At 53.2% G+C, this 24,572-nt stretch carries 22 protein-coding genes and 1 riboswitch; of the genes, 9 read left to right on the top strand and 13 right to left on the bottom strand.

The genetic code is table 11. The features are described 5' to 3' along the window. The first annotated feature begins 200 nt into the window (after positions 1-200). From AR333_RS18465 to AR333_RS18450, 4 genes are all read left to right on the top strand, one after another. On the top strand, positions 201-869 hold the full coding sequence (locus tag AR333_RS18465; protein WP_068776848.1) for a hypothetical protein: 669 nt from the start codon (positions 201-203) through the stop codon (positions 867-869). A 219-nt stretch (positions 870-1,088) separates the two neighbouring features. Continuing rightward, the gene (locus AR333_RS18460; protein WP_068776847.1) at positions 1,089-3,101 is read left to right on the top strand and encodes a DEAD/DEAH box helicase; all 2,013 of its coding nucleotides are present in this window, start codon (positions 1,089-1,091) and stop codon (positions 3,099-3,101) included. A gap of 274 nt (positions 3,102-3,375) precedes the next feature. Then, entirely contained in the window at positions 3,376-3,963 is a 588-nt protein-coding gene (locus tag AR333_RS18455) for a guanylate kinase (RefSeq protein ID WP_068776846.1), read from the top strand. A 253-nt stretch (positions 3,964-4,216) separates the two neighbouring features. Next, entirely contained in the window at positions 4,217-5,368 is a 1,152-nt protein-coding gene (locus AR333_RS18450; RefSeq protein ID WP_068776845.1) for a virulence factor, read from the top strand. A 105-nt stretch (positions 5,369-5,473) separates the two neighbouring features. On the opposite strand, the gene AR333_RS18445 is transcribed toward AR333_RS18450, so the two are convergent. Then, positions 5,474-6,736, bottom strand: a complete 1,263-nt coding sequence (locus AR333_RS18445) for a M48 family metallopeptidase (protein ID WP_068776844.1) — start codon at positions 6,734-6,736, stop codon at positions 5,474-5,476. A gap of 127 nt (positions 6,737-6,863) precedes the next feature. Further along, positions 6,864-7,808 carry an MBL fold metallo-hydrolase gene (locus AR333_RS18440; protein WP_068776843.1) on the bottom strand — a complete coding sequence of 315 codons (945 nt, stop codon included), beginning with the start codon at positions 7,806-7,808 and terminating at the stop codon, positions 6,864-6,866. A 406-nt stretch (positions 7,809-8,214) separates the two neighbouring features. Here AR333_RS18440 and AR333_RS18435 point away from each other — a divergent pair, with 406 nt between their 5' ends. The 3 genes from AR333_RS18435 to AR333_RS18425 all read left to right on the top strand — a co-directional run bounded on the left by AR333_RS18435 (position 8,215) and on the right by AR333_RS18425 (position 9,494). Continuing rightward, positions 8,215-8,541 carry a hypothetical protein gene (locus AR333_RS18435; RefSeq protein ID WP_068776842.1) on the top strand — a complete coding sequence of 109 codons (327 nt, stop codon included), beginning with the start codon at positions 8,215-8,217 and terminating at the stop codon, positions 8,539-8,541. Between the two features lie 177 nt (positions 8,542-8,718). Further along, on the top strand, positions 8,719-8,952 hold the full coding sequence (locus AR333_RS18430; protein ID WP_068776841.1) for a hypothetical protein: 234 nt from the start codon (positions 8,719-8,721) through the stop codon (positions 8,950-8,952). Between the two features lie 32 nt (positions 8,953-8,984). After that, complete coding sequence (locus tag AR333_RS18425) at positions 8,985-9,494, top strand: spore coat protein (protein WP_253735903.1); 510 nt, start codon at positions 8,985-8,987, stop codon at positions 9,492-9,494. Positions 9,495-9,560: 66 nt separating this feature from the next. Here AR333_RS18425 and AR333_RS18420 read toward each other — a convergent pair whose 3' ends face one another. After that, positions 9,561-9,992, bottom strand: a complete 432-nt coding sequence (locus tag AR333_RS18420) for a methylglyoxal synthase (RefSeq protein WP_068776840.1) — start codon at positions 9,990-9,992, stop codon at positions 9,561-9,563. Between the two features lie 448 nt (positions 9,993-10,440). Here AR333_RS18420 and AR333_RS18415 point away from each other — a divergent pair, with 448 nt between their 5' ends. Next, on the top strand, positions 10,441-10,785 hold the full coding sequence (locus AR333_RS18415) for a hypothetical protein (protein ID WP_068776839.1): 345 nt from the start codon (positions 10,441-10,443) through the stop codon (positions 10,783-10,785). 177 nt (positions 10,786-10,962) lie between these two features. Here AR333_RS18415 and thiC read toward each other — a convergent pair whose 3' ends face one another. The 8 genes from thiC to AR333_RS18380 form a co-directional block, all read right to left on the bottom strand. Continuing rightward, positions 10,963-12,738, bottom strand: a complete 1,776-nt coding sequence (thiC, locus tag AR333_RS18410; RefSeq protein ID WP_068776838.1) for a phosphomethylpyrimidine synthase ThiC — start codon at positions 12,736-12,738, stop codon at positions 10,963-10,965. Positions 12,739-12,821: 83 nt separating this feature from the next. Beyond that, entirely contained in the window at positions 12,822-13,526 is a 705-nt protein-coding gene (gene thiE / locus AR333_RS18405) for a thiamine phosphate synthase (protein WP_253735902.1), read from the bottom strand. Then, positions 13,523-14,437 carry a bifunctional hydroxymethylpyrimidine kinase/phosphomethylpyrimidine kinase gene (thiD, locus tag AR333_RS18400; protein WP_084783806.1) on the bottom strand — a complete coding sequence of 305 codons (915 nt, stop codon included), beginning with the start codon at positions 14,435-14,437 and terminating at the stop codon, positions 13,523-13,525. The genes thiE and thiD overlap by 4 nt, the downstream gene beginning before the upstream one ends. Positions 14,438-14,453: 16 nt before the next feature. Beyond that, on the bottom strand, positions 14,454-14,606 hold the full coding sequence (locus AR333_RS24760; RefSeq protein ID WP_156430960.1) for a hypothetical protein: 153 nt from the start codon (positions 14,604-14,606) through the stop codon (positions 14,454-14,456). 137 nt (positions 14,607-14,743) lie between these two features. Beyond that, positions 14,744-15,511, bottom strand: coding sequence for a thiazole synthase (locus tag AR333_RS18395; RefSeq protein ID WP_068776837.1), 768 nt, complete (start codon positions 15,509-15,511; stop codon positions 14,744-14,746). A 2-nt stretch (positions 15,512-15,513) separates the two neighbouring features. Continuing rightward, positions 15,514-15,717: a sulfur carrier protein ThiS gene (gene thiS, locus AR333_RS18390; protein WP_068776836.1), complete on the bottom strand. Its 204-nt coding sequence runs from the start codon at positions 15,715-15,717 to the stop codon at positions 15,514-15,516. A gap of 272 nt (positions 15,718-15,989) precedes the next feature. Then, positions 15,990-17,150 carry a glycine oxidase ThiO gene (thiO, locus tag AR333_RS18385; protein ID WP_068776835.1) on the bottom strand — a complete coding sequence of 387 codons (1,161 nt, stop codon included), beginning with the start codon at positions 17,148-17,150 and terminating at the stop codon, positions 15,990-15,992. A gap of 44 nt (positions 17,151-17,194) precedes the next feature. Further along, positions 17,195-17,866, bottom strand: a complete 672-nt coding sequence (locus AR333_RS18380) for a thiamine phosphate synthase (RefSeq protein ID WP_068776986.1) — start codon at positions 17,864-17,866, stop codon at positions 17,195-17,197. 304 nt (positions 17,867-18,170) lie between these two features. After that, a riboswitch (TPP riboswitch) is annotated at positions 18,171-18,279 on the bottom strand. 253 nt (positions 18,280-18,532) lie between these two features. Here AR333_RS18380 and AR333_RS18375 point away from each other — a divergent pair. Beyond that, a complete protein-coding gene (locus AR333_RS18375) occupies positions 18,533-19,102 on the top strand; it encodes a TraR/DksA C4-type zinc finger protein (protein WP_068776834.1) in 570 nt (189 codons plus the stop codon). A gap of 156 nt (positions 19,103-19,258) precedes the next feature. Here the strand turns inward: AR333_RS18375 and AR333_RS18370 are convergent, their stop codons facing one another. Then, complete coding sequence (locus tag AR333_RS18370; RefSeq protein ID WP_068776833.1) at positions 19,259-23,284, bottom strand: metallophosphoesterase; 4,026 nt, start codon at positions 23,282-23,284, stop codon at positions 19,259-19,261. 419 nt (positions 23,285-23,703) lie between these two features. Beyond that, on the bottom strand, positions 23,704-24,411 hold the full coding sequence (locus AR333_RS18365; RefSeq protein ID WP_084783804.1) for a zinc ribbon domain-containing protein: 708 nt from the start codon (positions 24,409-24,411) through the stop codon (positions 23,704-23,706). Positions 24,412-24,572 lie beyond the last annotated feature (161 nt).

The following is a 24,572-nucleotide window of genomic DNA, read 5'->3' as shown; positions in this document are numbered from 1 at the left end:
TTAGGTAAAACTTTTTTGTCAATTCTTCTACAGAAGTTCACAAATTGTTCTAAAAGCCGTCAAATTTTCAGATATCCCCCTGAGTTTTTTTGTTCGATACGTGATTTTTTAACTTTAATATGCTTCACATTGCCAAGTATAATTCATCCGGACCCGCCTCATCCTAAATTACAACACAGCTGTACGAGGAGGAATTCGTTATGACTACGCTCCGCCGCTCTATTCCGCTTCTGTCTGCATGCGCGCTTATTCTGTTCACGTCAGGGTGTACCAACACCTATCCCAAAGAAACCAATTACGGTCTGGTCCAGCAACGGAAGGAAAGCCATAATCAATCCAGAGCCTACCAGACGGAACAACAGGCTCATTCGATCATTCATAATAACCGAGCAATGGCCTACGATCATAACCTTTCCAATCAAATAGCCGCAATGCACGGAGTGATGGGCGCTATTGTAATGCGTACCGAAAACAATGCTTATGTAGCCGTCATGCTTGACCGAGCCGCCGCCGGCACCAAATCGGGCGGAAACGAGCGTTTTACGCGGGGGCCCCTTGATCCTAAAAATAATATGCCTCAGCCCTATTACCAGAATCTATACACGAATGAACTGGCAACAGACTTCCTTGGCTACGATACCGTGAAGGATCACCGGAATTTATCCCATGTTTTTAAACAGCGCATTGCAGAGAAAATACGGGCCGCCGATCCGCAGGTTCACGACGTTTACATTTCGGCCAACCGGAATTTCATTAACCAGTTAAACGCTTATAAGCTTTATTCAGCCGCAGGCGCATCTCTGCAGCCCTATATAAGTGAATTCAATAAAAGTGTTACTCAGATCTTCGGCACGGAGAAACTTCCTTAATTATGTACCCCGTAAAAATACCATCACTCGTCAGTTTGCCCTAAAAGCAGAAATATGAATCATTCTTTCCATTCTCGATTGCTGCTTAAACCCTTGCCCAAATGCCGATAAAGCATAATTATGCCGTGAAAGTCCGACTATGTGCAGCAATCGCTTTCCATGGTGCGGCCATTAGGGTAGAATGGGAAGCATCCCTAATCCGAAGGAGTTATCACTTCTATGTCTTTTCCTTTTGTTAATCTTGGCGTCAGCCCCGAGCTAGCCAAACTGCTGACCAGACACGGCATCAATGAGCCGACACCCGTTCAGCAGCTTGCGCTCCCTATCGTGTTTGGCGGCCGTGATGTAATAGCCCAAGCCCAGACCGGCACGGGCAAAACCCTTGCTTTCCTGCTGCCAATGCTGGAGCGTACAGATACTTCCCGTTCTGAGGTTCAAGGACTAATCCTTACCCCTACGCGGGAACTAGCCATTCAAATCGCAGCGGAGGCGGCCAAGCTCGCCCCGTACATGGGCGTTAACGTTCTTGCCGCTTACGGCGGACAGGATGTCGAGAAGCAGCTCCGCAAGCTCACTTCCAACGGCGGCGCGCATATTATCGTTGCCACACCGGGAAGATTGCTCGACCATCTGCGCAGAGAATCGTTTAACCTGTACAAGCTGTCCATGCTGGTACTGGATGAAGCGGATCAAATGCTTCATATGGGCTTCCTGAATGAAGTGGAAGAAATTATTGCCCAGACGCCGCAGCATCTCCGTCAAACGATGCTGTTCTCGGCCACTATGCCGGATCCTATCCGGAATCTGGCTCAGCGCTACATGAGAAACCCGGAAGAAGTACGGGTGAAAGCACCGCAGGTGACGTTGACGGAAATCGACCAGACTGTCGTGCGCACTACCGATCGCGGCAAGCTGGATACGCTGTGTAAAGCAATCGACAAATCGCAGCCCTACCTTGCCATGATTTTCTGCCGCACCAAACGCAGAGCGGCAGCCTTGAACGCTGAGCTGCAGGAACGCGGATATAAGTCGGACGAGCTGCATGGCGATCTGTCCCAATCCAAGCGTGAGCAGGTCATGAAGCGTTTCCGGGATGCAAGCATCCAGCTGCTGGTTGCTACGGATGTAGCGGCCCGCGGGATTGACGTTGAAGGCGTAACTCACGTCTTCAACTACGACATCCCGCAGGATGCACAGAGCTACATCCACCGCATCGGGCGGACGGGACGCGCCGGTCAGACCGGGGTCGCAATCACGTTCGCTACTCAGCGCGATCAGGTCTATGTCGATCAGATCGAGCAGGGCATCCGCCAACAGCTGCGCAGACAGGACGCGACCCACGGTGAGCGTGAAGGTGCAGGCGGTGACCGTCCTGAACGAGGCAGCCGCGATTCGCGCGGCGGACAAGGCGGAGCAGGCCGGCCCGGCAAGACGAAATATACCGGACAGGGCGGCGCCCGCCGCGCTGCGGCCCGTTCTGAGGGCCGCTGGGAGCACCGCTCCGCCGACGATAAGCGGAGCGGAAGCAGTTCCCGCGGCGGAAGCCGCGGAGGTGCTGCACGCGGCAGCGATACCCGCAGCAGCGACGCGCGTGGCTCACGCGGCGGCGGTGGCTGGAGCGAACGCGGCGGCAGTGCCGGTGCACGCGGCGCAGACGCTCCTCGCGGTGCAGACCGCGGCGACAGTTGGAGCAGCGAGAGCCGTGACAGCGGACGCAAGCCGGCAGGACGCAGCACGGGCGGACGTCGCGGCGGCAGCGGCGATGGTGCGGCTTATGGCGGCGGACGCATGTCTGACCGCGGTGCTGCGCGAAGCACTAGCGGACGCAGCTCCAATCCTCGCGGTGGCACATCGCGAAACGAGGGCTCCCGCGATACAGATTTCCGCACCAGCCGTGAAGGCGGCGGAAGAGCGGGCACGGATTTCCGCGCAGGCCGCGACAGCAACAGCAGCGATCGCGGTGAACGCGGCAATGTTCCGCGCGGCGGAGCACGCGATGTCACCAGCGGTCCTTTCGGCGAAGCTGGCTGGGGCCTCAGCGCAGCTCAGCGTGAAGCTTCCCAGCGCACCCCCAAAGGGCAGGGCGGTTCCGGAGCACGGGGAAGCTCGCGCGGCACTGGCGGCCCCAAAGGTTCCCGGGGCGGCGGTTCCGGCTCGCGCGGACCATCGGCACGCGGAGGCGGCCCACGGGGGAACTCTCCGCGGGGCGGCGGCTTCAAGCGCGGCAGATAATCCCGCTGTTTGCCCAACTCAATTCCGCAGGATTCTCACGCTGCGGATGGTGGACTATACATCCAATATAAAGAACCGGGAAGCTTATAGGCTTCCCGGTTCTTTTTTCTTTTTCAAAAGATAAACAAATAAATGAAGCCGCAATAACAAAATTTCCCCATTCCCCTTCTGTTCATTGTAGAATAGACTATATTCCTCTATTTCTCTGACGTTGTTTATCCCTTCTTATGCACATGCCCTTTTGCTCGATATCCGAACGACAGGAGGCTTTAGTATGTATGAATTGAAGGAACAGGACAAAATATTTGTGTTCACGGGCCCTCATGGCGCCGGCCGCAAAACTGTTGCAGAGATGGCTGGTTCTACTCTTGGCATTAAACAGGTCATTTCCTATACAACACGCCCTCAAAAGCCGACTGAAGTCGACGGACAGGACTATCATTTCATAACGAAGGAACAATTCTTAAAAGATAAGGATGACGGAAATTTCCTTGAGGTTACCGACATTGACACCCACTTATACGGCATCCAACATATGGATATCGAGATTATGCTCGGCAATGCCGGAGCTATTTATCTGATTCTTAACCGCTTCGGCGCGGAAGCACTCAAACGACTATATGCGGATAACGTTGTCCGTATCTGTATTTATGCGGGCCCTGATGTGCTGGAGACACGAATGCTAAAGAACGGCCACTCCGATAAGGAAATCAGCCTGTATATGTCCCACTATCATGAAGAAATGCAATACCGCGATTTCTGTGAGCATTCTTTCGAAAATATTGATATCGCTCATACCGTATTCGATTTGACTAAAACACTGGATACTTATCTCCACCGCAACCTTGTAGAACTAGATTAGAATGCGGACTCGTCCCAGCCCTATACAATGGTTGAACTGTGACTCTCCTTGCAGCCTTCGGCGAAGGGGAGTTCTTCTCTGTCTGCAGCGTAGAATCCCCTATACCTCCCCTATTATATAGAAGAAAAAATTTTGAAAGGATAGGAATTTTCCGTTCCACGCCCGATTTAACGGTATTTTTCGCCATCTAGTCACTGAACTTTCTTTTCCGGAAAATGTGGTATCATAATAGGAGTAAAGGAGGGTGTTTGGTGTGAAATTAACGTCGATTGAACCGACTCCAAGCCCGAATAGCATGAAACTGAATGTAGACAAGGCGCTGCCCAAAGGCCGCAGCCTGACTTTTACCCGTGATAAGCGTGAAGGCGCACCGGGTTATATGCAGCAGCTGCTTGATATTCCTGGTGTAACCAGTGTTTTTCAGGTAGCCGATTTTATCGCGTTAGACCGTTCTCCCAAGGGAGATTGGAAGCAGATCCTGACCCAGGCGCGCGAAGTGCTTGGCAGCGGGGACTCTCAGGCATCCCTTCCCGGAGAAGACGAGGCAGGCTCAGGCTTCGGAGAAGTGAAGGTGCTTCTGCAAATGTTTCGCGGAATTCCGCTGCAGGTGCGTGTGAACGCAGCTGGCGAGGAGGCCCGCGCAGCTATGCCTGAACGCTTCTCGGAAGCGGCCATGAAAGCCACTGAGAGTTCCCCCTATTTGCTCAAGGAGCGGAAGCTTCAGGAGCTGGATGTCCGCTACGGTGATCTTCAGGAAGTCCTGCAGGATGTCGTGCAGGAAATCGATGCTTCCTACGATGATCAGCGCTTAGGCCTTCTGGCTGAGCAAGCCGCTCAAGGCATATCGGATACAACCGCGGCTCGGACTGCGCAGCAGCCCGCGGAACTGACCTATGACGAGATCGACCGGCTGCTGGAAGATCCCGACTGGAAGACAAGATATGCGGCGCTGCAAAGTATCAAGCCTGCCGTAGACACGCTGCCGCTGCTTGCCAAAGCGCTTACCGATGAGAAAACATCGGTCCGCCGTCTGGCCATTGTGTTCCTGGGGGACATCAAAGAACCCGAGGCCCTTCCTTACCTGTTCCAGGCTATGGAAGACCGCACCCCGGCGGTTCGGCGGACGGCAGGAGACACCTTGTCCGATCTCGGTGATCCTGCCGCTATTCCCGTCATGGTAACCGCCCTGAAGGACGCGAACAAAATCGTCCGCTGGCGTGCCGCCCGCTTCCTGTATGAAGCAGGTGACGAATCGGCATTGGAAGCACTGCGGGAGGCTGCAGATGACCCGGAATTCGAAATTTCCATGCAGGTGCAGATGGCTATCGCCCGGATTGAGGGCGGACACGCTGCCGAAGGTTCCGTGTGGCAGCAGATGACACGCAGCCGGCAAGCTTCGGAATAACATCATTCCGTCGCGCGCTCTGTGCAATTAAATAAACCCCTTGGAAATATCCTTGTATAGAAGCAGCTGCTTCCGCAATGATATTTCCAAGGGGTGTTTTTTATTTTATTGCGGCGCAGAGGCATCCTTGTACTTATTAAAATATCGGATACGCTTCTCGATAGTCGGATGGGTACCCAGAAAAAATTGCTGCAGACGAGGCTGTGTCACCGGGCTCAAATTCGTTGCAGCCAACTTCTGAAAGGCGCTTGCAGCTCCCATCCCATCTCCTGTCAGCCGCATTGCATAACGGTCGGCCCTAACCTCCATCAGCCGGGAAGCAGCATTGTCCAGCGGTGTTACAAGCAGAGTGAATAGAGAGACAACCGCGAGCAGCACCGGCAGCGCAGCCAGGTCTCCTGGTCCGCTGAGACCCCGGGAAGCCCCCCAATTCCGGATAATTACCTCATAGAAACGACTTCCCGCCCAGACCAGTCCGAAACTTAGGAGCAGCCCGAAACCGCTCCCCCAGAAAATATGACGCTCTGCATAGTGGCCCATTTCGTGAGCCATAACAACGAGTATTTCACGAGGTTCCAATTTCTCTAGTGTCGTATCCCACAGAACCACACGCGCATTCGAACCAATACCGGAAACATAGGCATTTAACTGGCTGGTCCGCTCCGACATGTTCACTTCATAGATATCCTTCGAAGAAATCCCGGATTCGGCCGCTAGCCGGAGCAGTTCTTTTTTGAGGGGCCCCTCACGCAGTGGAGTGAACTCGTTATAAAGAGGTTCGATGACGACCGGTTGGATGAACTGGACAAACAGCAGCAGAGGTATGGACAACATCCATACCCACACCCACCAGCGGCGCGGGCTCCGGCGCATAATGGCGAGTAGTCCCAGGAACAAGAGACTCGAAGTTACCCACTCAACCCCCAGATTCTTGGCACGATCGGTAAGCCAGGTTCCGCTTGCTACATTCGACACGCCATAATGCCGTTCCACCAGCAGCATCAAATAATCAAACGGAAGCATGAGGGCATACACCAGCGATAGGAATAACAAGACAAACAATCCCAGCTGCATTACGCGCCTTCTTGTCAAGCGTTCAACGGCCTTGCGAAAGCGGATCGAAATCCCCACGAGCAGAACCATAAGAATCAGTTGAAGAGGCGTTTCGATAAAATAGACGATCGATCGAACACGTGAAAGCGCCTCTGCGCGTTGAATCTGATCCGGGCTCATGAAAGTTTCCGGGTCCACGTTGGTCCCCAACATCTCAGGCGGCAGGCTGTATATATCCGCCCAGCCGAAATACATCAAAATTCCCGCTGCATACACGGCAAAACCGAGGATCAGCACGACCATCCAGCGCTTCATCGTCTCCCCCGCTCTCTCGAATTAATGGGCATCTTGGTGTCCTCACCCTGTCCGGCATTCTCCAAGATGTATATGCACCACTGTCTTCAAAAAAGACGGTTTGTCCCGAAAAAGCACTTTGAAGCCACTAAGGCGCGGGTGATTTCAACGTCTGCCCATGGACGAGCACCTGCAGCCGCTCCTCTTCTAAGCCCCGCCGCGTCCAATCCGCCTTCAAGCGGTCCAGCGCTTCCTTAGGCGTATCGTCCGCCAGACGGAATGCGCCGTAATGCATCGGCACGAAATAAGCGGCGCCTACATCCAGAAAAGCCTGCACAGCCTCTTCCGGCGATACGTGCTGGGTAGACATGAACCATTCCGGCTCGTAAGCGCCGATAGGCATGAGTGCACTGCCGATCTTAAACCGGGTTCCGATTTGTCCGAACCCTTCAAAATATCCGCTGTCGCCCGCGAAATACAGGCTGTCCGCATCATCGCCCGGACGGTCGGCCCGCTCCATAACCCAGCCTCCCCAGTGGGATGTATTCGTATCCCACAAGGAGCGCCGTGTCCAGTGCTGCGCCGGAACAAAATGGAACAGCAAACCGCCCAGCTCGCTGCTCTCCCACCATGAAAATTCCTCCATGTTATGAAATCCTTTGCGGCGGAGCATGCTGCCCAGCCCCTCCGGCACGAGCAGCTTCGGCGATCCGGGAAGCTGACGGAGCGACCGGATATGGAGGTGATCATAGTGCCCATGGGACAGGAGCACCACATCAACAGGAGGCAGCTCCTCGATCGCCAGACCCGGCAGAGCAAGGCGGCGGTCCAGTCCCATCCGGTTCGCCCACACCGGGTCCGTGACGATATTCAGTCCTTCCTTTTGCAGCAGGAAGGTTGAATGTCCGATCCATGTAATGGTGGTATCATTCCGGTTGCCTTGCAAATAAACGGGATCCCGCTGGGGACAAAGCTCAATTTGAAAGGACAAATCCTTCACCTTACCCCGGCGCTCCTTGCGCCACTTGCGCAAATCGGCAAACGTACTCAGTCCGGCCTCCGGGTTCAAATTCGTAAACCTTTTGGATTTCATGCAAACATCCAGCTCCCTCTGTACAGTTCACGCTATAACTAGCTTTGCTTCTTTAATAATATCACGCCTGGAATGCACAAAAAAACCAAGCTCGACAACAGCCGGACGGTCACAGACCCCATGTGACTCACTCGCACGACTGTGCATTCTCCTGGGAGAATGCGTAGCTTGGTTTTCGGGATGTAAGACTAGATGACTAGTCCCCAAGTCCCTGTTATCCTTATCATAAACTAAAACAGTCCCGGAATCTATCTTTTTTTATCCTGGTCAGGAAGATTCCTCCTGATTATCCATTAGCGGTTCCTTTCTCCCCTGTATAACGCCAGTATCTCTCTAACGTCCCTTCATGTTACCATATGATTAATGACAAGCCTTGCTTCACAAGGAAAGGAGTTTTACTATTCACATGAACTCAAAAGAGATGGAACAGCAAATTATCGAAAATTATCAGCGCGATGAGCGGATGATGATTCTTATTTTTGCACAGTGGTGCATCAACCATGGATTAGATCCTGCAGAGTTATATATGCGGGCCTATCCCCAGCAGAGCGGCAACACAGAGCTTCAACAGGCACTAGAGCTTACCGTGCCCAAGGAAGAGGCTGGAGACATTCCGGATGATACGCTGTTAGGCGTTTTGTCCATGTTCGGCAATGAGGATCTTGCTTTTATCGTAACCGAAGAAATCGGCCGCAGAAACCAATCGACAGGCTCATCCGACTCTACGGAATAACCAGCTCCGGACCATGCTAATATGCATGGTTTTTTTAATGCCATATGATCAAGCCGGATTGTATGCAGGGACCATTCTGAAACTCATTCAGATGTATTCCGAAGCATTTTCATTATTTACCGCATAATTCCAAATGAATTGGTTACATTACAAAGAGATACGAAAGGAGGGATTTCCATGCAACCGATTACGGCCAAAGAACTTGAATATATCGCGGACTCGATGTCCAACGAAGATCTGCTTATCAAACAATCCATCAATGCTTTAGTCAGTTCACAAAATCCGGCCATTCAGCAGTTCGCCCAGCATTCCGTGCAGCGTCATCAGCACCATTACAGCCAGCTGATGAATGCCCTCCACCAGCACATCAATCTTGCACCGACTCAGCCTCAACAACAACAGCAACAATAAGCAAACATACATGGAACAAAGGAGGGATTTCTGTGCACCAGCAGAACCAACAGCATCAGCAGCAGCACCAACAACATCAACAGCCTCAACAACATCAATATTCACCAAGCCAGCAGCAAAGCAGTTCCGTCCTCAAGGATCAGGACCTGCTCTATACAATCTTATCAGACCTGAAGCGCGTTGTTAGAGAATATGCAACTGCAGCTACGGAATCCAATTGTCCGTCTATCCGCCAATTGTTCAATCAGTTGACATTGGATTCTCTGCAACTGCAGGGCGAGCTGTATACGTTCATGAAGCAGAATAACATGTACAACGCTGCCTCACCGGCCCTTCGTCAAGAAATCGAAAAGCATATTCAGTCCTATCACAAGTCCGAACAAAAGACACAACAACTGGTCAGCCAATATGTTGCCGGCAGAAGCCAGAATGCCTTCCAGTATACACAGCCATCCACCGATTACACTCAGCCATCAACAAACTATGCTCCAACCTTGTCCCAGTACATTCAACCCACTCAAAGCCAGCATTATTCCGTCTAGCCGTCCGCAGCAAATACTAAGAGTCCTCTTCCTGTTCAGGAAGAGGACTCTCTTATTGCCTATGGACTATTCCACCCCGCTCGCCCACAGCTCCGTTTCTGTATGAAGCCCCTTAGTCTGAACCGCATACCGCCAGTCGTAATATCCTAAATTGAGCGATCTTACCAAAATTTCAGCAGTCGCCATATTCGTAGCAACCGGAATGCCTTGTACATCACACAATCGAAGTAAGGCCGTTATATCGGCCTGATGCCCCAATGAAGCGAGCGGATCTCGAAAGAAAATCAGAAGATCCACATCATTCTGGGCTACCATGGCGCCGATCTGCTGATCGCCCGGCCGCATCCTATTGATCGATAATCGGGCTGCATCCGTCAACATGGTTCCAGTCGTTCCGGTGGCATACAGCTCATGTCGTTCAAATAACTCCCGGTAGGCCACTACGAAATCAATCAATTCCATTGCCTTCACTTCATGAGCCACTAGTGCAATCTTCATCTTCAGCCCTCCAATTGCGTTATATTATATGACATAAATTGAATAGAGACGTTCAAATGATATAGATTTATTTGTATTATACGGCAGTTGCTAACTAATTCTCAAGCAAATAATGCATTGATAGGTGAAATTATCTAACATTCGATAGAAATCTGTCATATAAAAGTAATATTTTCTCACATAAATTTAAGCATTATTCTGTTTCAATCCTGCCTTTTCTGTTCCAATTCCCTCTGTTCTGACTAACACTAACACAGGTCAGCATGAGTTTTTCCCCCTCAACACTTAACTTGATGATTTAATTCCGCCGGCTCCTAATGCAGTCACAAATTCTTTACATATTTACCGAAAAAAGAAGAAACTTCTTTTCATCTCATGCGTACATACGGTAGGAGGTTTTACACCCCTCTTTCGCAGTTGGATTCGTAAAGTCAAGGAGGCTCTGATTATGACCGCCCTATGGGGAACGATCACTCTTCTCGTATTCGGATTTTTAGTTGTAACCGTTTTCATAAAAAGTATACAAGGCGCACGCGATCAGTACGGATCTGTCGGGTTCGATGACGAGGAGGAGGACCTTTCACCTCAATTTCAATCCCGCGAATGGTTAGAAGAAGAAGGGTCCATCCAAGAATGGACAGAGCCCGAATCAGGCGCTACAATTCCAGAAAAAGAGCCGTCCGAACCCATTCACATCCCTCCGGATAAACTAAGTGCCGAGTCCCAATTAAGTGCAGAAGGAAGCTCGAATCCGGCAGAACTCCATAAACAGCAGAGCGGACCGCAGGGGTAAAAATAGTCAGGGGACTGACAGGTCATCACATACCATGACGGCACGTCCCCTAGCCTAGATTCCCCCCATACATATTAAAAGCAAAGCACTGCCTATTCCCTGACAGGGACGCGGCAGTGCTTTTTTTACGATGGGATAGCGAGCTTATTTGATCATACTCTCTCTGACGCCGTTCATTTAAGTGTAGATCACGCTGCCTTCACGCCTGAACTCAGCTGCTTTATCTTCCATTCCCGCCTGGGCGGCTTCATCTTCATCAAGGCCATTCACGCGCGCATATTCGCGAATGTCCTGAGTAATGCGCATGGAGCAGAATTTAGGCCCGCACATGGAGCAGAAATGTGCCGTCTTGGCCCCCTCGGCAGGTAATGTTTCGTCGTGATATTCAATCGCCCGCTCGGGATCAAGAGACAGATTGAACTGGTCCCGCCAGCGGAATTCGAAGCGCGCCTTCGAGAGCGCATTGTCGCGATCCTGCGCCCCAGGATGGCCTTTGGCAAGATCTGCTGCATGAGCCGCGATTTTGTAAGCAATAACCCCTTCGCGGACATCGTTTTTGTTAGGCAGTCCCAGGTGCTCTTTGGGCGTCACATAGCACAGCATCGCCGTTCCGAACGACCCGATCATGGCTGCGCCGATGGCGGATGTAATATGATCGTAGCCCGGTGCGATATCAGTGGTCAGAGGTCCGAGCGTATAGAACGGAGCTTCGTGGCACACCTCCATCTGACGGTCCACATTTTCTTTGATGAGATGCATAGGTACGTGTCCCGGTCCTTCAATGATAACCTGCACATCGTGCTTCCAGGCAATCCGGGTCAGCTCGCCCAGCGTATCAAGCTCGGCAAACTGCGCTTCATCGTTGGCATCGGCAATAGAACCGGGACGTAGACCGTCACCCAGCGAGAAAGAGATATCGTAAGCTTTCATAATTTCACAAATTTCTTCAAAGTGGGTGTACAGAAAATTCTCTTGATGATGAGCCAGACACCAGGCAGCAAGAATAGAGCCGCCTCTGGATACGATCCCCGTCGTCCTCTTGGCCGTCATCGGGATGTAGCGCAGCAGTACCCCTGCATGAATGGTAAAATAATCGACTCCCTGCTCCGCCTGCTCGATCAGTGTGTCCCGGTAGATTTCCCAAGTAAGCTCCTCGGCTTTGCCTCCGACCTTCTCCAGTGCTTGATAGATCGGCACCGTTCCGATGGGTACAGGAGAGTTGCGTACGATCCATTCTCTTGTCGTATGAATGTTCTTGCCTGTGGATAAATCCATGACCGTATCGGCTCCCCAGCGGGTTGCCCATGTCATTTTCTCCACCTCTTCCTCGATGGAAGAAGCGACTGCGGAGTTCCCGATGTTAGCGTTGACTTTTACCAGAAAATTACGTCCGATAATCATCGGCTCACTTTCGGGATGGTTGATATTGGATGGAATAACCGCACGGCCGCGAGCCACTTCATCCCGCACGAATTCCGGGGCAACATTCTCACGGATGGCGATATACTCCATCTCGGGCGTAACGATGCCTTGGCGGGCGTAATGCATCTGTGTAACATTACGGCCCGGCTTCGCACGAAGAGGTTTGCGGTCCAGTCCAGGGAATATCTCTGTGTTAGCCATGGCCTCTTCCGTGCGCAAACCGTTATCTTCCGGCTTGATCTCCCTGCCCTCATACATTTCGACATCCCCGCGCTCCATCACCCAGCCGGAGCGGTTGGCGGGAAGTCCCTTGCGGATGTCCGTGCGCTCACCGGTATCCGTATATAGTCCACTCGTATCGTATACCCGTACCGGTGCGTTTTCTTCTTCTCCGAATCGCCCGCTTGTCGGGCTTAATCCGATTTCACGCATAGCTACCCGAATATCCGGACGCGATCCTTCCACATAGACTTTCCGGCTTCCTGGAAATGCGGATACGTGAGGCTCTTGAACATTTTTGGCGTTCGTCATTAAATTTCCTCCTCTAATTGGATAAATTGACTGACCTGGACCTATTAAAAATCAGAACATCTCGTTGTATCAGCACCTGACGCTCATCCCGCAAATTCCTTATTTTTGTACACCTGTTGAAAAAGCTCTGCCGCGCGGGCGGCATCCGGCGCCTGGCTGATCGCAGTAATCACCGCGACTCCGTCTGCTCCGGCCTCAAGAACGGCGCGCGCCCCTGCCGGCGTGATGCCGCCTATGCCGACGAGCGGCAGCGAGATGCCTGCTGCGCGCATCTCGGCGATTACCGCCGGGCCCTGCACGCGGCGGGCATCGGACTTCGTCGCCGTGGCGTACATCGGTCCGACGCCGATATAATCGGCGCCCTGACGGACCGCTTCCCGCGCCTCGGCAACATTGTGGGCGGATATCCCCAAGATCCGCCCGCGGGCAAGGCGGCGCAGCTCAGCGGCAGACTGCTGCGCCTGATCCTCTTGGCCGACATGAAGTCCGTCGGCCTCCAGCTCCAGCGCCAGGCGGACATCATCGTTCACGATGAACGGGATCCCCGCCCGGCGGCATCGCTCGCGGAGCTCCCGTCCGAGCTCCGTCCTCGCTATGCCCTCACGGGCATGCGGGCCTTTCTCCCGGTACTGGAACATCGTGATGCCCCCGCGGATCGCTTCATCCAGAACTGTCGCCGGGGAACGACCCGCGCAGTTAGGGCTGCCCATCACGAAGTAGAGATGCAAGGCCGCGCGGAGCATACCTGCCCGGGCGAGGGCAGTCTCCGCTTCCGGATGATCCATCATAAGATAACAGCCTCCTTAGACGGGATTATGCGGCGCAGGTCTCCATAGGTGCGGTTATAGCCCCAATGATTAGTAGGGCCGTGTCCGCTTCCGATCCCCAGAGGATCTGTCAGGGCGGATTGGATAAACCGTTTAGCCAGAAGCAGCGCTTCATCCAGACGCATACCCCGTGCCAAACCTGCTGTCAGGGCAGCGGCAAAGGTGCAGCCCGTTCCATGTGTATGCCGGGTATCCACCCACGGAGCGGCAAACTCCGTAAACCCGTTGCCGTCATACAGAAGATCGATTGCCTGCGCCCTGTTCCCCGCATGGCCGCCTTTGAGAACAACGTGGCGGACACCCCAGCTGTGAATGTGACGAGCCGCTTCCTTCCGCTCGCTCATTGTCCCAATGCTCCGGCCCGTCAGCGCCTCCGCCTCGGGTATATTCGGCGTGACCACAGAAGCAAGCGGAAGCAGCAGCACCGTCAGAGCTTGAATGGCCTCCTTCTGCAGAAGCCGCGCGCCTCCTTTGGCGATCATTACCGGATCGACGACAAGATTCTGCCAGCCGTAACGGGCTGCACGCTCGGCCACAGCTTCGATAATCTCTGCGCTGAACAGCATCCCGGTCTTAACCGCTGCAGGAAATAAATCATCCGCTACCGCATCAATCTGTCCGATGACACTCTCTGGCGGAATCGGATAAACCCCGTGAACACCTTTGGTATTCTGCGCTGTTATCGCCGTTAAGGCGCTCGTGCCGAATACCGCAAGCTCCTGAAAGGTTTTCAGGTCAGCCTGGATGCCTGCGCCTCCCCCGCTATCGGAGCCTGCAATCGTCAGCGCGACTGGAATTCCCGGGCCGAGACTATCCGGCTGTGAAAGGATATTATCGCTTTCACCTGCGGCTGTTCCGCTGCTTCTCTGCATTTTCCCTGCCTCCTTTTTATAGCCGTGCCTTCTGGTGCTTGGTGCTTCGTTCTTGGTTCTTGGTTCTTGGTTCTTCGTTCTTCGTTCTTCGTTCTTCGTTCTTGGTTCTTGGTTCTTCGTTCTTCGTTCTTCGTTCTTCGTTCTTCGTTCTTCGTTCTTGGTTCTTCATTCTTGGTTCTTCATTCTTGGTTCTTCGTTCTTGGTTCTTCGTTCTTGCCCACGCCCACCGGAGCTGCGTTCAACCAAAAGAACCCAAAACCCCAACATCTCTCAATATGGTAATAATATTTAACTTACTTCCATTCCTCAGCTTACGCTGACTCCTTCCACCGGACTGCTAGCCGATGCATAGCGCTTACGCGGAATACGGCCAGCTTCGTACCCGGCACGGCCGGCTTCTATCGCAAGCTTCATCCCTTGTGCCATAAGAACAGGATCTTTCGCTCCGGACACCGCTGTATTCAGCAGAACGCCGTCCGCTCCCATTTCCATAGCCAGAGCCGCATCCGAAGGCGCTCCAATTCCCGCATCCACAATAACCGGCACGGTCGCCTGCTCGATAATAAAGCTCAAATTCAGCGGATTGATAATGCCCTGTCCCGTACCGATCGGCGATGCCCCCGGCATAATGGCATGCACGCCCAGCTCCTGCAGACGTCGTGCCAATAACACATCATCGGAGGTATAAGGCAGAACCAGGAATCCTTCTTCCAGCAGGATCTCGGAAGCTTTGAGCGTCTCCACCGGGTCCGGCAGCAATGTGCGGTCACAGCCGATCACTTCAACTTTGATCATGTCGCACAGGCCGGACGCACGAGCCAATTTGGCGATCCGCACCGCTTCTTCAGCCGTTTTGGCGCCCGCCGTGTTCGGCAGCAGCTTAAATTTGCTTACATCGAGCATCGACAGGAAATTGGGCTGCTGCGGGTCATAGATGTTCATTCTCCTCACGGCAAACGTCAGGATTTGTGATTCCGATACATCCACCGCCTGCTTTTGCACCTCGAAATCCGGGAACTTGCCGGTCCCAAGAAGCAGCCGTGATTTAAACGAATAGGGTCCGATTGTCAGCATGATTATCCTCCTCCTACAAAATGAACAATTTCGATCCGGTCCCCATCCATGATGGGTGTACCGGTGTGATCTTCCGCCTGCAAAATTCGGCCGTTCGTCTCGACGACGAGTAAACTTGCGCTAAGCCCCAGATGCTCCAGAAGCCCCGCTATTGTCGAGGATTCGTCCGGAACTTCAATGGCATCGCCGTTAACATGTAGCTTCATATTCCCAATCTCTCCTTACCTTTGAGAAGAATAAATACTGGCAGCCGCAAAGGGATTAACCGACCGGTAAACAGGCTCCGGGTACCTGCTACTGACAGCCTGCATACCACCTCTCACCCTTCCAGCCTGTGCAGAATACGGCTCTTCATGAAAACCATCTGACTAGGTTAAAGTCATTTTAAGGAAAGCCTGCCTGCGGCCCGGTTCAGTTCACCTCTGCTCCGGTGCCAAATCGGCAAGCCGCTGCCCTTGAATCTTGGAGAACCCCCATTCTATTCATGGCTTGCTCCAGCAAGAACGCCCCGCTCCGGGCGGAACGCCTGCAGCAATTGACCGGCACCGGGCAGCTCCCGAGCCGCTGCGGCAGTGCCTCCGGTGATCACGGCGGCAGCCAGCACTGCCGTCGCCTGCGAGAGCAGGATGCCGTTGCGGTAGTGGCCCAGCGCCGCGAACAGCCCCTGGCAGGCGCTGATTTCGCCGATGTAGGGCAGCCCGTCGGGCGTCTGGGGCCTTAGCCCTGCCCAGGTGCGCTCCCACGCTGCTTCTGCCAGGACCGGTGCCAGCCGCTGCGCTTTCGCTGCCAGTGAGATCAGGCTGCCCAGACGCGGCTGCAGGTCGAACGAACCCGGCAGTGCCGTCGCGCCCACGATAATGCGCCCGCCGGGCTTGGGCACGATGTAGCAGCCGTCCGAGGTGAGCGTCCGCTTGAGGAGCGGGGCACCGCCAGTGAGGGAGAAGCATTCTCCCTTCACCGGATATACCGGAAGCTCCACTCCGAGTGGAGCCAGAAGGCGGTCGCTCCACAGCGCGGCTGCAAGCACTGCCTCCGCGCAGCGGATCGTGCCCCCGCGTGTCCTCACACCACAGATGCGGCCCCGCTCCGTCAGCAGCTCAAGCGCCTCGGCGTGTTCAATCACTTGGACGCCCAGCAGCTCTGCGCCGCGAGCCAGTGCAGCCGTCAGCTCCGGCGCAAGAACATGTCCCTCGTCCGGCAGATACTCCGCGCCGCGGATATCCCGGCTCAATGCGGGTTCGAGCCGACAGGCATCCTCCGCATCCAGCCACTCGGCGCGGCCGCCTTCCCCGCGCTGAAAGTGTATGTCCGCTTTCAGGACAGCTTCATCTGCGTCCGTGAATGCCGCCTTGAGCATGCCGCTTGGGGTCAGCCCGATATGTATCCCGGTCAGCTCCCGAAGTTCATCTGCAGCTGCCGGGAACAGCTCCCGGCTCAACCGTGCCAAATCGAACATGGGCCCCGGCTCATGCATCTCCGATTGGGCACCGAGCATACCCGCGGCCGCGCCGGACGCCTGCCCGCCGATCCGGTCACGTTCGAGCAGGACCACAGACCGGCCTCTTTGGGCCAACTGGTAAGCGATGGAGCTTCCAATTACACCTCCTCCGATCACAACCGTATCTACAATGAGATTCATTCTCTGTCTCCTCCTGTCTTGTCCCCATAAGATCATCCACATTTTCAAAGCCTGAGATCCGCCTCGCACATCCCACTCGCCAGCAGCAGACACTTCCTGTAACGCTCCGCCTCTTCGGCGGGATGATCCGCGTTCAATATCCCGCTCAGGACGGCAATGCCGCCGGCACCGGCGTTCAGCAGTTCCTCCGCGTGCCGGGGCATGATTCCGCCGATGGCAATCACCGGCACCTCGCAATTCTCTGCCGCCTCCCGGAGCAAGCCGATTCCCCGGGGTTCAAGACCGGGCTTAGAGCCTGTCGGGTAAATGTGTCCCGCCAGCACATAATCCGCGCCCCCCGCAGCGGCCTGCCGTGCTTCTTGGGACGAATGCACCGACACCCCTACTCTCAGCCCGGGAAACCGCTGCTTTACAACAGCAGGCGGGAGCCCGCTGCCAGGCAGCTGCACTCCCGCTGCGCCCGCGCACCAAGCCGCATCCGCGCGGTCGTTAACGACCAGCTTGTCAAGCGGGAATCCCTTGGTCACCAGACGCTCGATCAGCCTCCAAAGCTCGCGGGGCGGGAGTTCTTTTTCACGAAGATGAAAGAAGGTCAGATAAGGATGTATCTCGCATGCAATTTGTACTAAAGTGTCAGGAGATTGCCGCCCGGTCGAAACCGCATGCAGCTGCGGATGTGCTTTGTATCCGTTCGTTAACCCGCCGGTTTTGCTCATATCCTCCGCCCCTTCCCTAGTTGCTACCTCCTGGCTTCCGAAATGCAATATCGCTCCTCCAAAGGTGCGGCCAGTAAAAGATACAAACGCAAAAAACCACTTCCCGCAGAAAGTGGCTGACCCGTATCCATAATGCTCCTTACTGCCGCCGCCTCAACAGCTTGAGGCAATCTTCAATTCTTCCCCGGCAGCGGACGCCCATAATGATCATAAGGCTCTAACACCTGTGGATGGGGATATGAAGATGAAGATTACGGCTTGCAATGAACATAAAAAGACCGAACGGAATATACCGTGCGGCCTTGGATTGGCAGGGCTATTCTCTCTACGCTGGCATTACCCAGATCAGATACGGTTAGTGACATGCGGTCACACTCTCAGCCGGACTTTATCCAGCTCCCGATACATATAAGGTTATTCTTACCATACCTTATCCTTTTGGCGATTACAAGCTTTTATTTTCCAATTAAAAACTCTTTAATTCCTTACAGATTGCTGTTCCCCCCGTATTCAAAAGGAAGTTTCCCACATACTTCCCCTATCGCCGTGTCTCTTCGTGCGTCAAACGAAGGCTTGTCCGGGTAATAGATTTGTACACTTGCTTCGGAGATTTGATGAAAAGTACTGACCGATGCAAACCTGTTTATACGAAAGGGGAAATCGACGATGGCAGGGTTAAGCAACGAAGAAAAACAATTGATTGAACAACGATTATATAGCGAAAAAAACGAGCTTGAACATATTCTGGATACCGACCGCAAGGAGGAGTCCATCCGAGATTCTACAGGAGAATTGTCGTCTTATGACAATCATCCCGCCGATATAGCTACAGAAGCTTTTGAACGGGGGCGTGATCAGGCAGTAGATGAGAATATCCAGCAGCAGCTTGCGGACGTCAAACAAGCGATTGGCCGCTTTGAGACAGATACCTACGGTAAATGTGAGGTATGCGGCGAGCCGATTCCATTCGAACGGCTGGAAGCTATTCCATGGGCTTCCACTTGTGTGGAGCATTCCGAGGTCCGTGAGGGCGAGGATACGGCCGCACAGGTTCAGCGTCCTATAGAAGAAGAGGTCCTGGAACCGATCCTCGCTTCTCCTAACGATGACGATCAAGGACAGGCTGAAATCGACGATACCGATGCTTGGAGAGCAGTTAAGAACTACGGTAACAGCTCAGATATGCAGGAAACGGGAAACAGCCGTCCGAAGACCAACGAAGATCCTTGTGAATGACAGAACCCCAGAATCCGAACACGGGTCGGATGATTCCATTAAAAAACAGCGGCTGCTTCCCTCTTCATTCCGGGAAGCAGCCGCTGCTGCGTGTAAAGATTCGTATTGAAGTGCCTTTATCTTTACCTATCGCTCACTTCATCCGGTAAACCGGATTCACTGAGTTCTCCATGCTTTCAGCAGCGCGTCGGACTGCTGATTCAGCAGCTCTTTGGCGGCAGCTTGAATATGTTTCTGAAGCGCCTTGTTGTTGAGATGCTTCTGGAAGTTCTCGAGATGTCCAGCTGCCTGCTTGGTGTTTCCTTTATCCAGATGATGGCGCACTTGCTCCAGACTATTCGTCAGTTGTTTGGCCAGAGGTCCTCCAAGCTCACCTGATTGTATATACCGGTTCGTCTGGTCCGTCAGGACTCCCAGATTGATCGCTGTCCTGACGGTAATCGTCTCGCTTGGCTCCGAAAGAACTCCGTTGCCGTCACGTGCACGCAGATAGAACTGATAGCTCGTATCGGCAGACAAACCGCTAACCTGATAGGGAGCACTGCTCACGGAGGCAATTGACGTCCCGTTCTGATACACATCATAGGTTACACTTCCCGGCTCCCCGTTCTGATCCCATACCAGAGATACCGATGATTCCGTTACGGCCGAGGCACGGAGATTAGCGGGTACACCTGGTAAATTCCGGGTACGGAAGCTCCAGACATCTCCATAGGTCAATCCGCCGAAAGAATCCTCTACCCGTACATACCATCCATAAGGCTGATTCGCCTGAAGGCCGGACCATTCTACCGACGCGGTTTGTCCGCTTGCGGCTTGCACAGGACTGCCGATTTTCTCATCCGTATAGAGCTTAGCCGTTAAATAATTGGTCGCCACTCTTTTCATCTGCGGTGTTAAATCAAATGAAAGCGTAGTCTCATCTTTTCCAGGATACTGTTCCGGTTCATAGTAATTGTAATCATTCTTATAGGGCGAATAAGTATTCAAGTACACGCTGCCGCTTTCCGTATCAAAATGCAGCAGCTTCATGTAGCCGAGACCGCCTTCTTCATGTCCCTGATAGTCATTCAAAATTTGGTATACCGTGCGGTCCGGCGTGCCATCCCCATTGTCATCCAGGGCATCGGTCTGCATAGAGCTGCCGGTATAATGCCCGCTCATAACCATCTTTACATTCGGGTTAGGCACAACGACCTGCTCGTAGATCCGCTCACCCATACTTGAACGTGTACCGTTAGGCTGCATGTAATCATGGAAACCGAGAAAAGCTTGGCGGTCCGGATGTTCGCGCAGCACCTGATTCATCCAGGCAATATCCTCATCCTCCGGCTGCCAGCCCATATAAACGATAATAAAATCATTGCCGCCCGCCGAAATCAGATCATAATGGCCCCGGTTATTCTTGTAGGCCCCCCCGTAGTAAGGCTGCTTGTCAAAGCGGTCCTCACCGAAATAACGATAATAAGTCGTATAGTCACTGTCCGTCGTGCCTACATCATGGTTCCCTGCAAGAACGCCATAAGGCACATTGGCGTCCTCCAATACTTGCATGTTCTTGGAGGCGCGTTCCCATTGGAATACCGATGTCGGTTCGTTGACAATATCCCCTGTATGGGCCACATAACGGATATTCATAGCCCCGGCATTATCTTTAATCCAGTTAACCTGCGACTCGTAAATTTGAGGGTACAGCTCCGAATAGAACTGGGTATCCGACATCCAAACCATCGTAAAGTCATAGTCGCCGCGTCCCGGTATCAGATCTTGGATCAAGACATTCACGATATTCTCCCGAACGTAATCCTGACCGCTCACCTTGCCTTTAAGGGTAAAGTCCGCTTCACTGGAAGGCACATGCGAAGTGACCGGCATCCACTTGGCTTTGGTATGGTTCCAGGCATACATAGTTACCTTACGGCCTGGAAGCGTCTTGCCCACCCAGTCCACCTCTACGATGTCCTGCGCTCCGATCTGTCCGTCCAGCTTAATCTGGAAGCGCAGATAAGGAAATTCCGTCTCCGAATCGACCGTGACGTACTGGTCATCGGAAGCGCTAACCGCTGCTTTCTCCTCTTCCGTCAAAGCGGATTCTCCCGCAGGGGAAGAAGATAACGGCGGCTCCCATTCCGTCGCATTCTTGAAGAGCTGCACACCTCCGCTGGCCGCATCGTACTTGTAGCCTTTGAAGAAGGAGACACTGAGGTCATCGTTCGTCGGATCGCTCACCGATACGCGGAGTTCCGGGTTCAAACCGGTTTCAGCGCCGTGCTCCGGAGTCACCAGGACAGGCTGATCCGGCGCTTCCGCCGGCACAGTGAACCGGACCGTCAGCTCGCTTTTGTTGCCGATTTTATCCTCAGAGGTAATGAACAGCTCGTGGCTGCCAGCGGCCAGCTTCGCAGATGACGCCTCATAAGGAAGCTGAATACGCTGCCGGTCAAGCATCACCTGAGAAGATGCAATGCCGGCGCCCGCATCCGTTATGTCCGCATCAATGGTGAAGGGCCCCTTATACTGCTTTCCTTCCTCCAGCGTCGTAGCGATGGACGGGCCGTTATTGTCCACGATGACGCGTGCTGAAGCCGATTGGCCATCCGGTGCTGTTGCCTTAACCACATGCGCTCCGTCCGTTACGCCTGCAGTGTCCCAAGGGTAAGCAATCGATGTCAGCTCCTCGCCCGCTACCGGGAAGGAGAAGGTCACAACAGGGAGAAAGCGCCCGTCGTCTCCCATATCGATCAAAGCGGCCGGGTCCGCGTAGGCAGGATCCCGGAGCTCTGTACCGTCCGGCAGCACAAGACGGACATTGCGCACGTCATAATCGTCAAGCCCTGTAATCGGCTTGTCCTCATAATAAGTCCCCGTGCTTGAGCCTGCCCGGAAGGCAATGTCATTCTTCCCCTCCCGGAGCAGGGAAGGATCTACCGGGACAATGACCGTCTCGAAATTAGAAGCCGTTTTGTCCACCAGGCCTACTAATTCCGAACCGATCGTCAGGGCATTCTGATTGCCCTGCCCGATTCCGTTCGCTTCGAAAACGAAATAGGCCGGCTTTTCCAGCGAAGGATACGTTCCCGTCACCAATGTATCGTCTATCGTAAGCTTTAACTGGTCGGGGGAGGTTCCGTTCACTGTCCCTCTGAGAACGGTCGAGCCACCGAGAACTTTACCGCTCTGGACATTCAGTCTGGGGCTTGTCTGACTGTCTCCATAAGCAATACGGCTCGTGCCGCTTGTTGTCTCCTGTCTGCCGTCGGAAGCGGTAAAATAGTAATCGATATAACTGCCGCCAAGAAGATCCAGCAATCCGATTGAGTACCGGTACAGCCCATCCTCCGGATCTAACCGTACGTTAGCCTTCCGGTAGTCATTCTGTTTGTCCGTTTTGTAGAACAGAGTCAGACTGGTCACCTGGACATTATCTGTGACTTCGGCGACAATGGACAGATTCTCTCCGGATGCGGCTGCTTCCTTGTCCGTACGATCCTCAATAGCCGGCGGCAGCGTATCCGTCACTTGGACCGGCACTGCAGGAACCTGATCGGGGCTGACAGACCCCGGAGTACCCGGCTTCGTGCCCCAGCCCATAAGCTTCATCTGCTTGCCGCCTGTCTCCGGGTACTGATAGAGAATAGCTTTATCCGGAGCGGATATTTGCTCCCCCTCATTATAAAAAGCCGAGACAAGCTCACGTCCCGTATTGGTCGTAACCACTACCTCGCGCATTCTCGTATTCGCCATGCCGCCCGAATAGATCTGGACGATATCCTTATTCTCTACAAGCTGTGTCCCGAAGTGGGTATTGAAATCCGCGACGGTTTTCTCACCGTTCTTCCCGTTCATGATCCAGAAAACAAGGGTTCCGCCCGGCTCAATGACTACATCATCCGGAACCGACGGCCATAGTGTTGAGCTCTCGAGATAGCGGTAAAGAATTTTGTAATCATGAAACGGAAGAGGCTTGTCCGTATTGTTATAGATCTCAATAAACTCATACCCGTCTGCCCCATTGACATTCTCTGTGTCGGGCATCAGCTCCGTAATCAAAAGAGGCGGCGATACGTTCTTGGCACCTGCCGCGTAGACGGCGGACCCGGAACCATAGGGTAGAGCGGGGGATAGTGTCAAGCCAAGAGCCAGAACAGCGGCAAGAATACGAGAACGCTTTCTTTTCGTCATAACATCCTCCTGTGTATGTTGTTTTGATGTATGCCAGTTACCCGGTACCAAACGTCCCTCCTTTTAAATTTATTCTTCAATGTAATTAATATATATGGAATATTCCATCTTATTATTTAACGTTTTCCACAATTTTGCAAGCGCTATCATAAATAATGGCAATAAAAAAATCCTTCCACCGGGATGGCCCGTGTTGAAGGAGCCATGCCTGATGCAAGGATATTCTCAGCATACGCCATATATTTGCAGGCAGCACTGGATTTTTCTAATATCGGGTCTTCTAAAAAGAAAGTACCGCAGTCTATAGCATCTTTACTTGGGACTACCTGCTGAACCGGGAATAAAACTGAGTACCGGAGCCAATCATGTAGCCGACAGGCCACCGCCCGAATTAAAACGATAAAATTCCAGCTGCGAGCTTATTTATTGTCCGGCTTATTCTCATAGCTTCCGCCGTAGCTATTCCCGTAATATCTGTTGTCCGTTTCCTCGCGGGCATCTTCAGCATGATTCACATCCCGCTGCACATACTGGTTGGACTGGCGGCTGTTTCCCTGATCGCGGTCCTCCTGATTAACTGCGGAGTCTTCGAACGTATCCTCATACTTACCCGCGTATGGAACTCCGCCTTCTTGCCCCTGCTTGGCGATATCCTCTTCACTCAAATGATAGCCGCAGCCGGTACAATACTGCATGCCAGGTTCGATATCTTCTTTGCAGTGCGGGCAGAAAGGCTTGAGATCCACGATCGCATTAAATTGGGCCGGCTCTGTATACGGCTCGAATTTACGGCCGCAGTTAGGACAGAACCTGGTATCGATGGCGACAACATGGCCGCATTCGCATGACTTTTCGTCATACAGGCTGTACATACGATCCCGCATGGCTTTGATTTCGGCGTCAAGGGTGCTCAGATCGCCCGTTACGGCTGCAACCTGACTGTCTGGGTATGGATCTTCATGTTTGTAGGCCTCATAGACGATTTCACCGATTTGGGTATACAGTTTCTGCATATCTTTCTGCTTGGCCGCTATTTGCAGCTTCAGCCGGTTTACTTCGATTGTTTGCTGCGCTCTCTTACCCGCTTCGGCTGCGCCCTGTTTAATCTTCCCAATAAATCCGGACATAGGTACCTCCTCAATGATCAAGATTGCATGGGCACAATCTACATATTTCGACATCACCATTATACCTGTTTCACGGCAGTTGTGCGAATGACATTCACCCTATATTGTATGGGCCTGTTCCGGAAAAAAGGACAACAGTTCATCCGCAGCCCTGAACATTA

The organism is Paenibacillus sp. FJAT-26967, from assembly GCF_001541095.1.
Classification (GTDB): Bacteria; Bacillota; Bacilli; order Paenibacillales; family NBRC-103111; genus Paenibacillus_F.
Note: the sequence above shows the minus strand (reverse complement) of the source record. Positions and strands in the feature narration are given on the sequence as shown.

What these genes read in the sequence shown, in the direction of transcription:
- AR333_RS18465 (WP_068776848.1), top strand. Translation starts at nt 201, where the DNA reads ATGACTACGCTCCGCCGCTCTATTCCGCTTCTGTCTGCATGCGCGCTT.
- AR333_RS18460 (WP_068776847.1), top strand. Translation starts at nt 1,089, where the DNA reads ATGTCTTTTCCTTTTGTTAATCTTGGCGTCAGCCCCGAGCTAGCCAAA.
- AR333_RS18455 (WP_068776846.1), top strand. Translation starts at nt 3,376, where the DNA reads ATGTATGAATTGAAGGAACAGGACAAAATATTTGTGTTCACGGGCCCT.
- AR333_RS18445 (WP_068776844.1), bottom strand. Translation starts at nt 6,736, where the DNA reads ATGAAGCGCTGGATGGTCGTGCTGATCCTCGGTTTTGCCGTGTATGCA.
- AR333_RS18440 (WP_068776843.1), bottom strand. Translation starts at nt 7,808, where the DNA reads ATGAAATCCAAAAGGTTTACGAATTTGAACCCGGAGGCCGGACTGAGT.
- AR333_RS18435 (WP_068776842.1), top strand. Translation starts at nt 8,215, where the DNA reads ATGAACTCAAAAGAGATGGAACAGCAAATTATCGAAAATTATCAGCGC.
- AR333_RS18430 (WP_068776841.1), top strand. Translation starts at nt 8,719, where the DNA reads ATGCAACCGATTACGGCCAAAGAACTTGAATATATCGCGGACTCGATG.
- AR333_RS18420 (WP_068776840.1), bottom strand. Translation starts at nt 9,992, where the DNA reads ATGAAGATTGCACTAGTGGCTCATGAAGTGAAGGCAATGGAATTGATT.
- AR333_RS18415 (WP_068776839.1), top strand. Translation starts at nt 10,441, where the DNA reads ATGACCGCCCTATGGGGAACGATCACTCTTCTCGTATTCGGATTTTTA.
- thiC (WP_068776838.1), bottom strand. Translation starts at nt 12,738, where the DNA reads ATGACGAACGCCAAAAATGTTCAAGAGCCTCACGTATCCGCATTTCCA.
- thiE (WP_253735902.1), bottom strand. Translation starts at nt 13,526, where the DNA reads ATGATGGATCATCCGGAAGCGGAGACTGCCCTCGCCCGGGCAGGTATG.
- thiD (WP_084783806.1), bottom strand. Translation starts at nt 14,437, where the DNA reads ATGCAGAGAAGCAGCGGAACAGCCGCAGGTGAAAGCGATAATATCCTT.
- AR333_RS24760 (WP_156430960.1), bottom strand. Translation starts at nt 14,606, where the DNA reads ATGAAGAACCAAGAACGAAGAACGAAGAACGAAGAACGAAGAACGAAG.
- AR333_RS18395 (WP_068776837.1), bottom strand. Translation starts at nt 15,511, where the DNA reads ATGCTGACAATCGGACCCTATTCGTTTAAATCACGGCTGCTTCTTGGG.
- thiS (WP_068776836.1), bottom strand. Translation starts at nt 15,717, where the DNA reads ATGAAGCTACATGTTAACGGCGATGCCATTGAAGTTCCGGACGAATCC.
- thiO (WP_068776835.1), bottom strand. Translation starts at nt 17,150, where the DNA reads ATGAATCTCATTGTAGATACGGTTGTGATCGGAGGAGGTGTAATTGGA.
- AR333_RS18380 (WP_068776986.1), bottom strand. Translation starts at nt 17,866, where the DNA reads ATGAGCAAAACCGGCGGGTTAACGAACGGATACAAAGCACATCCGCAG.
- AR333_RS18375 (WP_068776834.1), top strand. Translation starts at nt 18,533, where the DNA reads ATGGCAGGGTTAAGCAACGAAGAAAAACAATTGATTGAACAACGATTA.
- AR333_RS18370 (WP_068776833.1), bottom strand. Translation starts at nt 23,284, where the DNA reads ATGACGAAAAGAAAGCGTTCTCGTATTCTTGCCGCTGTTCTGGCTCTT.
- AR333_RS18365 (WP_084783804.1), bottom strand. Translation starts at nt 24,411, where the DNA reads ATGTCCGGATTTATTGGGAAGATTAAACAGGGCGCAGCCGAAGCGGGT.